This is a genomic window from Streptomyces sp. 8N706 (genome assembly GCF_052245415.1).
GTDB lineage: Bacteria > Actinomycetota > Actinomycetes > Streptomycetales > Streptomycetaceae > Streptomyces.
The window spans coordinates 1-14,229 of sequence record NZ_JBQQBW010000089.1; the positions used below are offsets into that span (position 1 = coordinate 1).

Consider the following 14,229-nt stretch of genomic DNA (forward strand, 5'->3'; position numbering starts at 1 on the left):
CGCCCGGTTACATTCCGAACCCGGAAGCTAAGCCTTTCAGCGCCGATGGTACTGCAGGGGGGACCCTGTGGGAGAGTAGGACGCCGCCGAACAATTGTTGGCCGCAGTCCCCTGGATCGTGAGATCCAGGGGACTGCGGCATTTCTGCGTTCAGGGCTCCGACGGTCCTCCAAAGGCATGTTTTCCCAGTCAGAGACGGCCGGCGGCCTTGAGCGCGAGGTACGCGTCGGCCAGAGAGGGAGCGAGCCCCTTGGGCGTGGCATCCACGACGCTGACGCCGTGCCGGGCGAGACGGTCCGCCGTACGGCGTCGTTCGAACTGAGCCTGCGAACCGGCGGCTGCCTCGTAAACCCCATCCAGGGAGCCACGTGACCGCGCCATCTCCTCGATACGCGGATCGGCGACCGAGGCCAGCAACACCGTATGGCGGTGAGTGAGCTGCGGGAGGACCGGCAGGAGGCCTTCCTCCACCGGGGCGGCATCGAGACTGGTCAGCAGCACGATCAGCGATCGCCTGGGAGCCGTGCGGAGCGCGGTGGCCGCCAGACCACGGGCGTCGGTCTCGACGAGTTCGGGTTCAAGGGTGGCCATGGCGTCGACCAGGGCGGGGAGCAGATCGCCGGCGGTTCGGCCCTGGACGGAGGCCCGAACCCGTCGATCGTAAGCGAGCAGGTCGACGCGGTCTCCAGCACGCGCGGCCAGCGCGGCCAACAGCAGTGCGGCGTCCATGGCGGCATCCAGCCGCGGCACACCACCGACTCGACCCGCGGACGTACGGCCGGTGTCGAGGACGAGCAGGATGTGACGGTCGCGCTCCGGCCGCCAGGTGCGCACGGCGACGGTGGACTGGCGAGCAGTGGCCCGCCAGTCGATGGAACGGGTGTCGTCACCGGGCACGTAGTCGCGGAGACTGTCGAACTCGGTGCCTTCGCCGCGCGTCAGGACGCTGGTGCGGCCGTCGAGCTCACGGAGGCGGGCGAGCTTGGCGGGCAAGTGCTTACGGCTGGTGAACGGCGGCAGAACACGCACGGCCCACGGGACCTGATGGTGGCCCTGCCGAGCCGCGAGGCCCAGCGGGCCGTACGACCGGACGGTCACGCGGGCCGCTCGGCGATCACCGCGTCGGCTGGGCCGGAGAACGGTGGTGAGGCGGCTTCGCTCACCGGGCGGGATGCGCAGGCGGTGGCGGGAAGCCGCCGCACTGACGTCGGACGGCCAGCTGCTGGGAGGCCAGGCGTCACGCAGCAGGGCGCGCAGGGGTCGGCCTGACGGATTGGTGATCGTGAGGTGCACGCATGCCTGTTCGGCAAGCCGAACAGATGTATCACCGGATCGGGTGAACTGGAGCCTGCGCACTGGCGCGGCGAGTGCGAGGTCGCACAGAATTGCCAGTGCCAGGGGGACGTTGACAGCGAGGATGCCGGTCCAGTCGGGGAGCAGAAGACCGGTGAGAAGAGCGCCGACGGCGGCGATCAGGGCGGTGCGTCCGGTGAGGGCCAAGGGGGTCCACTCCCGTCGGTTCAGCGGGGGACGGGGACGTTGGCGAGGACCGCCTCGATGACGGAATCGGCGGTGACGCCTTCCATCTCGGCTTCCGGGCGGAGCTGGATCCGGTGTCGGAGTGTGGGCAGCGCGAGCGCCTTCACATCGTCGGGGGTCACGTAGCCACGGCCGGTGAGCCAGGCCCAGGCGCGTGAGGTGGCCAGGAGGGCCGTGGACCCGCGGGGGGACACGCCCAGGGAAAGCGAGGGGGATTCGCGCGTGGCACGGCAGATATCGACGACATAACCGGCGATCTCGGGCGACAGGGTGGTTTTCGCGACGGCGGCACGGGCCGCTGCCAGATCCGCGGGTCCCGCCGCCGGTCGCAGACCGGCGGCTTCCAGGTCACGGGGATTGAAGCCCTCCGCATGACGGGTGAGCACATCGATCTCGTCCTGCCGGGATGGGAGCGGCACGGTCAGCTTGAGCAGGAATCGGTCGAGCTGGGCTTCGGGAAGGGGGTAGGTGCCCTCGTACTCGACCGGGTTCTGGGTGGCCGCGACGAGGAAGGGGTCCGGGAGCATGCGGGGAGTCCCGTCCACCGAGACCTGGCGCTCCTCCATAGCTTCGAGGAGGGACGCCTGGGTCTTGGGGGGCGTCCGGTTGATCTCATCGGCGAGCAGCAGATTGGTGAAGACCGGGCCGGGCTGGAAGGAGAACTCGGCGGTGCGTGCGTCATAGATCAGGGAGCCCGTGACATCGCTGGGCATGAGATCGGGCGTGAATTGGACGCGTTTGGTGTCGAGTTCGAGTGAGGCGGCAAGGGCGCGTACGAGCAGTGTCTTCGCCACTCCCGGGACACCTTCCAGCAGGACGTGGCCGCGACACAGGAGGGCGACGACCAGACCGGTGACGGCAGGGTCCTGGCCGACCACGGCCTTGGCGATCTCGGTTCTCACGGCCTCGAGAGAGGTTCGGGCGCTGTCGGCGGTCGGGACGCTCACTGAGCGGTGCCTTTCAGTCGGGGCGAGGTCGGTAGGGCGAGGTTGCCGGGACGATCCCGGCGGTGCCCGTCGGAGGGAGGTCGGTCGGGGGCGATGTCGGGTGGGGAGTGCTGCGGAGTTCGAGGGGTCATGCCTGCTCGCCCGGGGGTGACGGGACGTCAGGGGGCGACGCGGAGTCCGGGTGCGGCGCGGCTCCGGAGGCGACGCGCCTTACCAGATCGTCGAGTTCATCGGCGAGACGGACGAGCGACCGGTCGTCCCCCGGGGGCGGACCGAAGAGCAGGGCCCTGACGGCGGGTGTCGCGTCCCGCAGTCGGCCGCCGACCGCGGGGGGCAGCGCCTCGGGGCTGTGCGCTTGGGCGGCCGGTACGCCCACGAGCGGGGCGAGCCGTACACGAGCGGCGGAGCGGAGGGCCTCGGCTGCCCGGCCGCGGGCGTTGGCCTGGCGATAGAGCCGGGCGCGTCCTTCGGTGGCTTCCGATGCGGGGACGACGACGGGCAGCGGTTCGGTGACGAGGGGGCCCAGTCGGCGAGCCCGCCACAGGGCGGCGAGCGCTGCCGCGATGGCGAGTTGGAGCAGGGCCCAGTTCCAGCCCGGGGGGACGAGGTCGAAGAAACTGCGGTCGCCGCCGTCGGTGGCCGCGCTGTCTCCGAGTGTGGGGAGGTACCAGACGAGATGCGGACGGGATCCGAGGAGTTGGAGGGCGAGCGAGGCATTGCCCCGCTGGGCCAGGCGGTCGTTGAAGAGGATGTCGGGGGAGCCGAGCAGGAGAGTGTCGGTGCCGTTCGTGCCCGGGAGCCGGAGCAGGGTCGGCAAGCCTCCGCTCAGATAGCAGGCGTCCGCGCCGGGGGCCGAGGAGTCGTAGCGGAGACCGCCCAGTTCGGCGTCGCCCGCTCGGTCCGCGGCTGGGAGGGAGCAATCCGGCGGGCGGACCGTCACATCGGTGGGGGCGGCCGTCCGTACGCCCGGTGCGAAGGTTTCGGCCGAGGTCTTGCCCGGTGCCAGGAGGACCGTGCGGCCGGCGGAACCTGCCAGGGCGTTGTGCAGCGTGCCGCGCTGACGGGACGTGAGGCGGTCAGGGTCGGTGACCAGGACCGTCGTGTCCGGGCCGGCCGCGGACGCGGCGGCTTCGGTGGTGGTGACGACGCGAGTGGTGACGCCCCGGTCGGCGAGCAGCTCGGCTACGGCGCGGCTGCCGAAGCGTTCCGAGGAACGGGGGTCGAGACGGCCGTGCTGCTCGCCGGAGCGAAGAGCGGCGAGTACCACCCCGGCGATGACAAGGATGCCCAGGGCGATCAGCAGACCGCGGGAGCGCGTCCACAGCTGTCGGGCAGTGGGCGACACCGAGGTGGCAGGGGCTGTCCCGGAGGTGGGGGACGCCGAGGTGTCGGGGGCGGCGGTCCGGGTCATCCCGGGCCTCCGGCGGAGGCACTGAGCCGGGGCCTACTGCGCCGCAGATCGAGGTCCAGGTCGCGCAGGCGGGCGTATGTGTCCGCGGTGGCGTGGCGGCCGCCGTAGGTGACGTCGTCGAAGTCGCGGGCCGCGGCGTGCAGACGGCCGGCATGGTCGGGCAGCGAACGGCCCGCCTCGGTGGCTGCTTCGTCGGCGGTCCTCCCGGGGCGCGGATCGAGGAGAGCCCGCTCCTCCAGGGACCGGACGACGGCCCGCATGATCTCCCGGACAGCTTGGTCCCACGCGTGGTCGGCCGCGTGGCGTTCGGCGGCGGCGCGGTGTTCGGCCGAGCTGCGGGGGCGGGCGTCGAAGAGGCCGACGGCGCTGGTGGGTGTGCGGCGCAGTGCGCCCAGTCGCAGTCTCAGTGCGACGACGAGGAGGACGATCGCGATGGCGATGACGACGAGGCCGAGGGTGCCGCCGGGGGTGGCGCCGGAGGCGGCGGTGAGGAGGTCGTCGATCCGCTCCCAGAACCAGTCGAGGGCCCGCTGGAACAGCCCTGGATCGTGTTCGTGGTACATCGGCTCGGAGAGCTCGCGTTCCGCCGCCTCCCGGGCGGGCACACGCGGGACTTTCACCGGTACCTCGTCGTCGCCGCGCGCCAGGAGATGCGCCACCGCGGTCGTGCCCCCCGTCGCGATCACCGCATCAGCTTCCTGGTGTCGACGTGTGGGGCTGTGGGATCCCGGACTGCTGGGCGCCGGGCTCGGCCGCCGCCGCGGCCCGGACGAGCTCCAGGTCGAGCGCCTCCCGGCGGATCCGCTGGTCCATGTAGAGGAGGGCCGTGACCCCGGCGCTGATGGGGAAGGTGATGGTCGAGCTGATCACCGCGCCGATGCCCACGACGATCAGGAAGGTCCAGCTGGTCGCGACGCTCTCGCCGGAGAGCCAGTCCATGGCGCCGTCGCCGCCGACGATCATGGCGACGATGCTGGTGGGGATCTCGATGACGGCCCCGACAAAGAAGATCAGGACCACCGTCAACAGCTGGATGCCGAAGATCCGCCACCAGGCGCCCCGTACGAGCTTCGCGGAGCGGCGCAGGGAGGCGATCACGCCTTGCTTCTCGAGCATCAGCGCGGGGGCGGCGAGGCTGTAGCGGATCCAGAGCCAGACCGAGGTGATCAGTGCGGCGACGCCACCGACGACGATCAGTGCCGCTCCGGCGGTGGGGACCCCGGTCGCGGACAGGATGATGCCGGGTGCCAGTACCGCGGCTGCGACGGCCGCGATGAGCAGCGGCAGCAGGAAGAGGAGGCCGAAGAGCCGGGGCAGCTGCGACCGGGCGCCGCGCCAGGCTTCGGCGGTCGACACCGACCGCCCGAGCACGGCACGGCTGACGACCATGGTCAGCAAGGCGGTGGCGATGATGGTGCCGAGCATGCCGATCAGCCAGGTCACGCCGCTGCTGCCGAGGGTGCCGCCGAGGGCGTCCATGGTCTCGTCGAAGGTCGGGTTCGGGTTGTTCTCCAGCCCCTGGAGGCTGCCCGACTCCCGGAACCAGATGCCGGTCGCGAGGGTCCCCGCCGTCTGGGTGAGGACCGCGACGACGAGGGAGATCCCCAGGACGGTCCGCCAGTGTGCCCGCATGGTGGAGACCGCGCCGTCGAGGATCTCGCCGACCCCGAGGGGGCGCAGCGGGATGATGCCGGGCTTGGCCGCCGGGGGCTGGGCCCAGCCGGATCCCCATCCGCCCTGGTGGCCCCATCCGCCCTGGCCTCCTCCGGGGTGGCCACCGCCCGGGCCGCCGCTCTGGCCGGGGCCGGCGCCGGTGGGCGCGGCCCACTGGCCGGCGGGCGGCTGCTGCTTGGACCAGTTCACCGGTGGTGCGGGGCGGTCCTCGGGCGGGGACTGCCCGGGTTCGTCCCGCCGGTCCCCGGAGTCGCCTCGCCCCGGCTCGCCGGAGGGGGCGGATCCGGGCGAAGCCCAGCCCGGAGAGTCGTTCATCATCGCTCCTTCACGGTGCCCGTCCGCGGTCTCGACTGGGCTCCGACGGCAGGGGGACACCCCCTGGGAAAGCACAGCAACGGCCGGTTCGCTGCCATCGTGCCACGGCGCATCCGCGTTCGTACCGTGGCCTGTACCCCGGCCGCACCTTCAAATACCCCCGCCGGACGGGGCAGACTGGGCGGATGGCTGATCAGGACGCGGTACCTCCGGTGGTCGCGGCACCACCCGCCCTCCCCTCGTTGCGCTGGGCCGAGCCGCCGGAGGGGCCCGTGCTGGTGCTCCTCGACCAGACGCGGCTCCCCGCGGAGGAGGTGGAGCTCGTCTGCACCGATGTGCCTGCGCTGGTGCAGGCGATCCGTACGCTCGCCGTTCGCGGCGCACCACTGCTGGGGATCGCGGGTGCGTACGGTGTCGCGCTCGCCGCCGTACGGGGCTACGACGTGGAGGAGGCGGCTGAGCTGCTGGCGCACGCCCGTCCGACGGCCGTCAACCTCGGGTACGGGGTGCGGCGGGCCGCCGGGGCGTACCGCCGTGCTGTCGAGAACGGCGGGGACCAGGAGCGGGGCGCCGCCGCGGCGCTGGCCGAGGCGCGGGCGCTGCACCAGGAGGACGCCGAGGCGAGCGCACGTATGGCCGAGCACGGGCTGGCGTTGCTCGCGGAGCTGCTGCCGGGCGGTGGTCATCGGATTCTCACCCACTGCAACACCGGTGCCCTGGTGTCGGGTGGTGAGGGTACGGCGTTCGCGGTGGCCCGCGCCGCGCACCGGGCGGGTGAGCTGCGGCGGTTGTGGGTCGACGAGACGCGTCCGCTGCTGCAGGGTGCCCGTCTCACCGCCTATGAGGCGGCGCGCAGCGGCATGGCGTACACGCTGCTCTCGGACAACGCGGCGGGTTCGCTGCTGGCCGCGGGGGAGGTGGACGCGGTGCTGATAGGGGCGGACCGGATCGCGGCCGACGGCTCGGTGGCCAACAAGGTGGGCAGCTATCCGCTCGCGGTGCTGGCGCGCTATCACCATGTGCCGTTCATTGTGGTCGCTCCGACGACGACGGTGGATCCGCAGACCCCGGACGGGGCGTCGATCGAGGTGGAGCAGCGGCCCGGCCATGAAGTGACGGAGCTCACAGCGCCGTACGTTCCGGTGGCGGGTGCCGAGCCCGGGAGCGGGATACCGGTGGCGCCGCTGGGCACGCAGGCGTACAACCCCGCTTTCGACGTCACTCCACCGGAGTTGGTGACCGCGATCGTCACAGAGGACGGGGTGGTTTCGCCGGTCACAGAGGCGGGGCTCGCCGAGTTGTGCGCCGGGTCACGCCGGGTAACGATTAGCTAATGGGATGATGTCGATTATGAAGGGACGCGTCCTGGTCGTCGACGACGACACCGCACTGGCAGAGATGCTCGGCATCGTGCTGCGCGGCGAAGGCTTTGAACCGTCGTTCGTGTCGGACGGTGACAAGGCTCTCGCCGCTTTCCGCGAAACCAAACCGGATCTGGTGCTTCTCGATCTGATGCTGCCCGGCAGGGACGGCATCGAGGTCTGCCGCCTCATCCGGGCGGAGTCCGGAGTGCCGATCGTCATGCTGACCGCGAAGAGTGACACGGTCGATGTGGTGGTCGGGCTCGAGTCCGGCGCGGACGATTACATCGTCAAGCCGTTCAAGCCGAAGGAGTTGGTCGCACGGATCCGGGCGAGGCTGCGGCGTTCCGAGGAGCCTGCCCCCGAGCAGCTCGCGATCGGCGACCTGGTCATCGATGTCGCCGGTCACTCGGTGAAGAGGGAAGGACAGTCCATCGCGCTGACGCCGCTGGAGTTCGACCTGCTGGTTGCGCTGGCCCGTAAGCCCTGGCAGGTCTTCACACGTGAGGTGCTGCTGGAGCAGGTCTGGGGCTACCGGCACGCGGCCGATACGCGGCTGGTGAACGTGCATGTGCAGCGGCTGCGTTCGAAGGTCGAAAGGGACCCGGAGCGGCCGGAGATCGTGGTGACCGTGCGCGGTGTGGGCTACAAGGCCGGGCCGGGCTGACATGTCCGGGAACGGTGCCGCTCCGGAGTCCGGAGTTCCGGGGGCAGGGTCCCCGGAGGGCCTGCGTGAGGGGCGGCCCGTCCACCCGGTCGGGAGGATTTCTCTGGTCGACCGCTTCTGGCAGGGCGGCAATCTGCTGCAGGACGGCGCGCCGGGGGGCCCGGTGCACCCCGTGCTGCGCCTGCTGGTCCGCTGGGTGCGCAGGCCGCTGCTGCCGGCGGTGCGGCTGTGGCGGCGCAACATTCAGCTGCGGGTCGTCGCGACGACCCTGCTGATGTCGCTCGGTGTCGTACTGCTGTTGGGCGTCGTCGTCATCGGCCAGGTCCGCAACGGCCTGCAGGACGCCAAGCAGGGGGCTGCCCAGAGCCAGGCCGCGGGCGGGTTCAATGTGGCCCGGGAGAAGGCGGACACGGACGCCCGCGGCCAGAACGGCGGGCCGGTCGGCAGTCGTGGACCGCAGAATTCCAGCGAGTGGCTGACCGATCTCGTACAGCAGCTCGGCAGCGGTGGGCAGGGCGTGTACACCGTGATGGCGCTCAGCTCCGACACCGAGCAGCACTTCGTGGACGACAGCCGCGGGACCCGCGCGCCCCGAGCGTCGGGGGTCGTCGACCCGGAGCGGAGCGTGCCGGCGGAGCTGCGGAAGTCCCTGGACGCGGAGCCCGGCACGTATGAGCAGCCCACCCGGCTCTTCCGCGGGGCCGGGGACGACGGCGAGCCGGCGCTGGCCATCGGCAAGCAGCTGAGCGATGTCAACGGCCACCCGTACCAGCTGTACTACCTCTTCCCGTTCACCCAGGAGGAGAAGTCGCTGAGCCTGGTGAAGGGGACGCTGGCCACGGCCGGGGTCTTCGTGGTGGTGCTGCTCGGCGCGATCGCCTGGCTGGTGGTGCGGCAGGTCGTCACCCCCGTACGGATGGCCGCGGGAATCTCCGAGCGGCTGGCCGCGGGCCGGTTGCAGGAGCGGATGAAGGTCACCGGTGAGGACGACATCGCCCGGCTCGGCGAGGCCTTCAACAAGATGGCGCAGAACCTCCAGATCAAGATCCAGCAGCTGGAGGAGTTGTCGCGGATGCAGCGGCGCTTCGTCTCGGACGTCTCGCACGAGCTGCGCACCCCGCTGACGACGGTACGGATGGCGGCCGATGTGATCCATGAGGCGCGGGAGGACTTCGACCCGGCGACCGCCCGGTCGGCGGAGCTGCTGCGCGGCCAGCTCGACCGCTTCGAGTCGCTGCTCTCCGATCTGCTGGAGATCAGCCGGTTCGACGCGGGCGCGGCCGCTCTGGAGGCCGATCCGATCGACTTGCGGGACATCGTCGCACGGGTGATCGAGGGCGCCGAGCCGCTGGCCGAGCGGAAGGGCGGCCGGATCCTGGTGTGCGGCGGGGACCAGCCGGTGATCGTCGAGGCGGATGCGCGCCGTGTGGAGCGGGTGCTGCGCAACCTCGTGGCCAACGCGGTGGAGCACGGCGAGGGCCGGGATGTCGTGGTGCGGCTGGCCACGGCCGGCGGGGCCGTGGCGGTGGCGGTGCGGGACTACGGCGTCGGACTCAAGCCCGGCGAGGCGACGCGGGTGTTCAACCGCTTCTGGCGGGCGGACCCGGCACGCGCGCGTACCACCGGTGGTACGGGTCTGGGCCTGTCCATCGCGGTGGAGGACGCACGGCTGCACGGCGGCTGGCTGCAGGCGTGGGGCGAGCCGGGCGGCGGCTCGCAGTTCCGGCTGACGCTGCCCCGTACGGCGGGCGAGGTCCTGCGCGGCTCTCCGATCCCGCTGGAGCCGGAGGACTCGCGGCGGAACCGCGGGCTGAACGACGCGGGTCTGCCGAACGCAGGGCCGCCGCGGATATCCTCCGTTCCTCCTCAGCCGCGGATGTCGCCGCCCTCCGCCGGTCCGGCGGCACTGCCCGGCAGCGGGGCGCGGGTCGTGCCCCGGGGAGGGGGCGCGCGTGACAGTGCCGCGCGCCCAGCCGGTGCGCAGCGCGCCAGTGAGCAGGCCGGTCGGGACCCTCAGAACGGCCGGAGCGGCCAGGACAACCGGGACGCCTGGAGCGGCGGCCAGACCGGCCGGGACAGCCAGAACACTCAGTACAACCGGGAACCGGAGCGGGAGGGCGGGCCGCGTGGCCTCTGACCGGCACACCAAGCGTCGATGGAGTCCGCTGCGGGCTTCCGCGCTGCTCGCCTGCGGTGCCGTACTGGCGTCGGGCTGCGCCTCGATGCCGGACAGCGGGGAAGTGCACCGGGTCGATGCCTCGCAGCGCGCCGACGCCGATGCGCAGGTGCGGGTGTTCGGGGTGCCGCCGCGGGCGGGCGAACAGCCGAACGACATCGTCAAGGGCTTCCTGGAGGCGACGACCAGCGACGAGGCGGACTTCAAGACGGCACGCCTCTACCTCACCAAGGAGGCGTCCAGAAGCTGGAAGCCCTTCTCGAAGACCACCGTGCTCGAGGACGGGCCGGTCCCGCGTACGGACCGCCCCGCCGGAGAGCGGCTCGACAGGAGCGCCACGGCCGAGCTGAGCGGCAAGCAGATCGCCACGGTCGACCGGAAGCAGGCGTACAAGCCGGGCGAGGGCACGTACACGACGACGGTCCACCTGACGAAGGTCGGCAAGGAGTGGCGGATCGACGCCCCGCCGGAGGGCCTGGTGCTGGGCGAGTCCGACTTCGAGCGCATTTACCGGTCGGTCAACAAGTACTACTTCGCGGAGACCGGGGGGGACGAAAAGGCGCCGGGGGCGCAGAAGGAGGTGCTGGTCGCCGATCCGGTGTATCTGCGCCGTCGGATAGACCCGCTCACCTCCACCGTGAAGGCGTTGCTGAAGGGGCCGACCAACTGGCTGGACCGGGTGGTCGGCACGCAGTTCCCCCGCGGTACGGAGGTGGTGGACGACACCCTCTCCCTGGACGACTCGAACGGTCTGCGCGTCCGGCTGAACGACCGCGGGGCGACGGTGGGCCCGCGGCAGTGCGACCGGATGGCCGCACAGCTGCTGTACACCGTGCAGGACCAGGCCTCGGCGAAGATCAGCAGGGTGGAGCTGGCGCGCGGCGACGGCAGCGAGCTGTGTGTGCTCAACCCGGGCGAGGCGGCCGCCTACGCACCGGCGGGTCTGAAGAACCACACCGAGCACCAGTACTTCATCGATGCCGAGCACCGGCTGGCGAGCCTGTCCGACGGCAGCGATGAGCCGAGCCGGGTGGAAGGGCCGTTCGGGGACGGCTCGGTGGAGCTGAGCTCGGTCGGGGTGGACCGCAGTGAGCGCTTCGCGGCGGGGGTCTCGCTGGACCGCCGGTCGCTGTATGTGGCCCCGATGAGCTCCGGAGCTGAGCGGGGCGATGCGAAGCTGCACTCCACGGCCGACAGCGAGAAGGACGCCTTGACGGCGCCCAGCTGGGACGGGAACGGCAATCTGTGGATCGCTGACCGGGATCCGGACGGGCAGCGGCTGCTGCGGCTCTCCGCCGGCTCGGGCAAGCCGCAGGAGGTCGTGGTGCCCGCGCTGGGCAAGGGGCGGATCGAAGGTCTGCGGGTGTCCTCCGACGGGGTGCGGCTCGCGCTGCTGGTGACGCGGAACGGGCATACGTCGCTGGAGCTGGGGCGCGTCGAGCGGTCTGCCAGGGACCCCGGGAAGCCCCAGCTGTCGGTGAACGATCTGCTGTCGGTGGCGCCGCAGCTGGAGCATGTGAAGGCCGCGTCCTGGGCGGGCAGCAGTCGGCTGGTCGTCGTCGGGACGGAGGCCGGAGGGGTGCAGCAGCTCCAGTACGTGGAGACCGACGGATCGTCGTCGAACACGCCGACGCTGCCGGGCATCAACGGGGTGCGGGCGGTCGCGGCATCGGAGGACGAGAACAAGCCGCTGATCGCCCACTCCAGTGACGGAATCGTCCGGCTGCCGCTCGACGCCAATTGGAAACTGGTGACCGAGAAGGGCGCGGCGCCGGTCTATCCCGGCTGAGAGGGCGTTCCCGGCGGGCCGCGCGTACGTCGCTCCCGACCGCACAGGACACACAGGCGACGCTGTCCGCGCTCGCGTCGGCGCTCGTGTTCCCGGCCACGTCCGCGTCCGCCCGGCCATGATTCCCGGGCGTTGTCCACAGGGCTGGTGAGGGTCGTACGGCCCAGGCACAGTGGGTGGCGTGCGAGCGCAGGGGTTGTCATACGGGGTACGCGGGAGTGCCGGGGCGGAGGCGGAGCCGTGCGGGGGTGGTGGCAGGAGATCTCGGGCCTGGTGATGCCGGTCGGTTGCGCGGGCTGCGGCCTCCCGCGGGCCGCGCTGTGCGGACGCTGTCGTACGGCGCTGGGCGGGGCAAGGCCGCGGAGGGTGCGGCCGACTCCGTTGCCGGCGGTGCTGCCGCCGGTCCACGCCGTGGCGCCGTACGCGGACGAGGTGCGGGCTGTGCTGCTCGCTCACAAGGAGAGGGGCGCCCTCGGGCTGGCCCGCCCGCTGGGCGAGGCACTCGCGGGGGCGGTGCGGGCGTGCGCGGTGCGGGCGTGCGCGGTGCGGGCGGCGTGCGCGGGCCCCGGTCCGCTGGTGATCGTCCCGGTGCCGTCGGCGCGGCGGGCGGTGGCCGCGCGCGGTCATGATCCGACCCGTCGTATCGCCTTCGCCGCGGCGGTCCGGCTGCGGCGGGAGGGCCGTCCCGCGCGGGTGGCTCCGGTCCTGCGGCAGTCGCGCGCCGTGGCCGATCAGGCAGGGCTGACCGCCCGGCAGCGGCACGGCAATCTCGCCGGGGCCCTGGCGGTCGCGGAGGGCGGTGACAGGCTGCTGAGCACCGCTCCTGTGGTGCTGGTGGACGATCTCATGACGACCGGGGCGACGCTGGTCGCGGCAGCCGAAGCAGTCGGCGCGACGGGCGTACGGGTGACCGCCGCAGCGGTGATCGCAGCGCCGCTGACGGCCTTCTGAGTCCCTTCGTGCACCGGCTTCCCGCGGATTCCATCCGGCTTCCATCGGCCTCCACCGGCCTTCGCGCCCTCGGTGCCATCGGTTTCCGGCGGTCAGCAGCGGACCGGGCGGCCCGGCCGGGGGCGCGGAGGATCTGCCCGCGCACCGCTGTGAACTGCGGTGGAACTACGGGGGAACGTGCGTCGTTGCACGGGGTAGGAGCGGATTGCTTCCAGAACCGAGGTACGCGCCGGTAGGGGGTGCCGACATTCGTCCCGGAGAGCTATGTTCGGTGTGAGGAATGGCGGAGGCTATGCCTTTTATGTCGGACAAGCGTGCTTCATTTATCGGATGAGTGTGCTTCGGGACTTTTCCGCCGTCCCCGAACTCGGTGGGGTGGAAACCCTGTCGACTGGGGAGAAGGAGGTGAAAGTCGCAACGCCGCGACTCCGGACGACGCCCCGGCCTCGTGGCGGTGCGGCAGACGCAGCGCCGACGGGGTGCGCCCGTGGAGGGCGACCCGCCGGCCCCAGGCAAGAGGGATGCGCTCCGCATTGCTGCGGAGCGGTCCGGGAACGGAGTTCTGCGTGGACATCGTCGTCAAGGGCCGCAAGACCGAGGTGCCCGAGCGCTTCCGTAAGCACGTGGCCGAGAAGCTGAAGCTGGAGAAGATCCAGAAGCTCGACGGCAAGGTGATCAGCCTCGACGTCGAGGTGTCCAAGGAACACAATCCCCGTCAGGCCGACCGCGCCGACCGCGTGGAGATCACACTGGTCTCCCGCGGCCCCGTGATCCGGGCGGAGGCGTCGGCCGGCGACCCGTACGCCGCACTCGACGCGGCGACGAACCGGCTGGAAGCCCAGTTGCGCAAGCAGGCCGACAAGCGCCGCGTACACCGTGGCGGCAGCCGTACGCCGACGAGTGTCGCAGCCGCCACCGCACCGCTCGCCGCACACCTCAACGGCGAAAACCTCAGCGAGACCGTGGAGGAGAGCGTGCCCACCACGAAGATGGGCTCACTGGAAGTCCAGGGCGAAGGCCCGCTGGTTGTCCGCGAGAAGACCCACGCCGCGGCTCCGATGAGTCTTGACCAGGCGCTCTACGAGATGGAGCTGGTCGGACACGACTTCTACCTGTTCATCGACTCCGACACCAAGCAGCCCAGCGTGGTCTACCGTCGCCACGCCTATGACTACGGCGTCATCCATCTGGAGTCGGACCCCCTGGTCGCGGAGGCCCCGCGCGGTGCCGGCGGAGCCCTCGGAGGCTGACCGCAGTCCGCAGCACAACCACCATCCGGTGCCCCCGGAAGCGCCTGTGCGCCCCCGGGGGCACCATTGTGCGACCACGGGAGCGACCCTCCGGCGCCCGGGCATGAAATCATGGCGACCGCAGTCAACCCGTGTTCCATGGAACGCGG

11 protein-coding genes and 1 rRNA gene are annotated in these 14,229 nt (G+C 71.6%); 7 read left to right on the forward strand and 5 right to left on the reverse strand.

Features of this window, described 5'->3' with window-relative positions:
* A 5S ribosomal RNA gene (gene rrf, locus ACTWQE_RS25925) occupies nt 1–92 on the forward strand; the annotation flags it as partial.
* Between the two features lie 97 nt (nt 93–189).
* Here the strand turns inward: rrf and ACTWQE_RS25930 are convergent.
* From ACTWQE_RS25930 to ACTWQE_RS25950, 5 genes are all read right to left on the reverse strand, one after another.
* Complete coding sequence (locus ACTWQE_RS25930; RefSeq protein WP_443331463.1) at nt 190–1,500, reverse strand: DUF58 domain-containing protein; 1,311 nt, start codon at nt 1,498–1,500, stop codon at nt 190–192.
* Between the two features lie 20 nt (nt 1,501–1,520).
* The gene (locus tag ACTWQE_RS25935) at nt 1,521–2,486 is read right to left on the reverse strand and encodes an AAA family ATPase (RefSeq protein WP_443331464.1); all 966 of its coding nucleotides are present in this window, start codon (nt 2,484–2,486) and stop codon (nt 1,521–1,523) included.
* Nucleotides 2,487–2,613: 127 nt separating this feature from the next.
* The gene (locus tag ACTWQE_RS25940; protein WP_443331465.1) at nt 2,614–3,897 is read right to left on the reverse strand and encodes a DUF4350 domain-containing protein; all 1,284 of its coding nucleotides are present in this window, start codon (nt 3,895–3,897) and stop codon (nt 2,614–2,616) included.
* Nucleotides 3,894–4,580 (reverse strand): DUF4129 domain-containing protein, encoded by a 687-nt coding sequence (locus ACTWQE_RS25945; RefSeq protein WP_443331480.1) that lies wholly within the window; start codon nt 4,578–4,580, stop codon nt 3,894–3,896. The genes ACTWQE_RS25940 and ACTWQE_RS25945 overlap by 4 nt, the downstream gene beginning before the upstream one ends.
* Nucleotides 4,581–4,587: 7 nt before the next feature.
* Entirely contained in the window at nt 4,588–5,886 is a 1,299-nt protein-coding gene (locus ACTWQE_RS25950; protein WP_443331466.1) for a DUF7544 domain-containing protein, read from the reverse strand.
* 185 nt (nt 5,887–6,071) lie between these two features.
* Between ACTWQE_RS25950 and mtnA the strand changes: the two genes are divergently transcribed.
* From mtnA to hpf, 6 genes are all read left to right on the forward strand, one after another.
* The gene (gene mtnA / locus ACTWQE_RS25955; RefSeq protein ID WP_443331467.1) at nt 6,072–7,220 is read left to right on the forward strand and encodes an S-methyl-5-thioribose-1-phosphate isomerase; all 1,149 of its coding nucleotides are present in this window, start codon (nt 6,072–6,074) and stop codon (nt 7,218–7,220) included.
* A gap of 4 nt (nt 7,221–7,224) precedes the next feature.
* Nucleotides 7,225–7,914 (forward strand): two-component system response regulator MtrA, encoded by a 690-nt coding sequence (gene mtrA, locus ACTWQE_RS25960; protein ID WP_443331468.1) that lies wholly within the window; start codon nt 7,225–7,227, stop codon nt 7,912–7,914.
* Between the two features lies 1 nt (nt 7,915).
* On the forward strand, nt 7,916–10,051 hold the full coding sequence (mtrB, locus tag ACTWQE_RS25965; RefSeq protein WP_443331469.1) for an MtrAB system histidine kinase MtrB: 2,136 nt from the start codon (nt 7,916–7,918) through the stop codon (nt 10,049–10,051).
* Nucleotides 10,041–11,879, forward strand: coding sequence for an LpqB family beta-propeller domain-containing protein (locus tag ACTWQE_RS25970; protein WP_443331470.1), 1,839 nt, complete (start codon nt 10,041–10,043; stop codon nt 11,877–11,879). The genes mtrB and ACTWQE_RS25970 overlap by 11 nt, the downstream gene beginning before the upstream one ends.
* Nucleotides 11,880–12,119: 240 nt before the next feature.
* Nucleotides 12,120–12,830 carry a ComF family protein gene (locus ACTWQE_RS25975; RefSeq protein WP_443331471.1) on the forward strand — a complete coding sequence of 237 codons (711 nt, stop codon included), beginning with the start codon at nt 12,120–12,122 and terminating at the stop codon, nt 12,828–12,830.
* Nucleotides 12,831–13,396: 566 nt separating this feature from the next.
* The gene (gene hpf / locus ACTWQE_RS25980; RefSeq protein ID WP_443331481.1) at nt 13,397–14,080 is read left to right on the forward strand and encodes a ribosome hibernation-promoting factor, HPF/YfiA family; all 684 of its coding nucleotides are present in this window, start codon (nt 13,397–13,399) and stop codon (nt 14,078–14,080) included.
* Nucleotides 14,081–14,229: the final 149 nt, after the last annotated feature.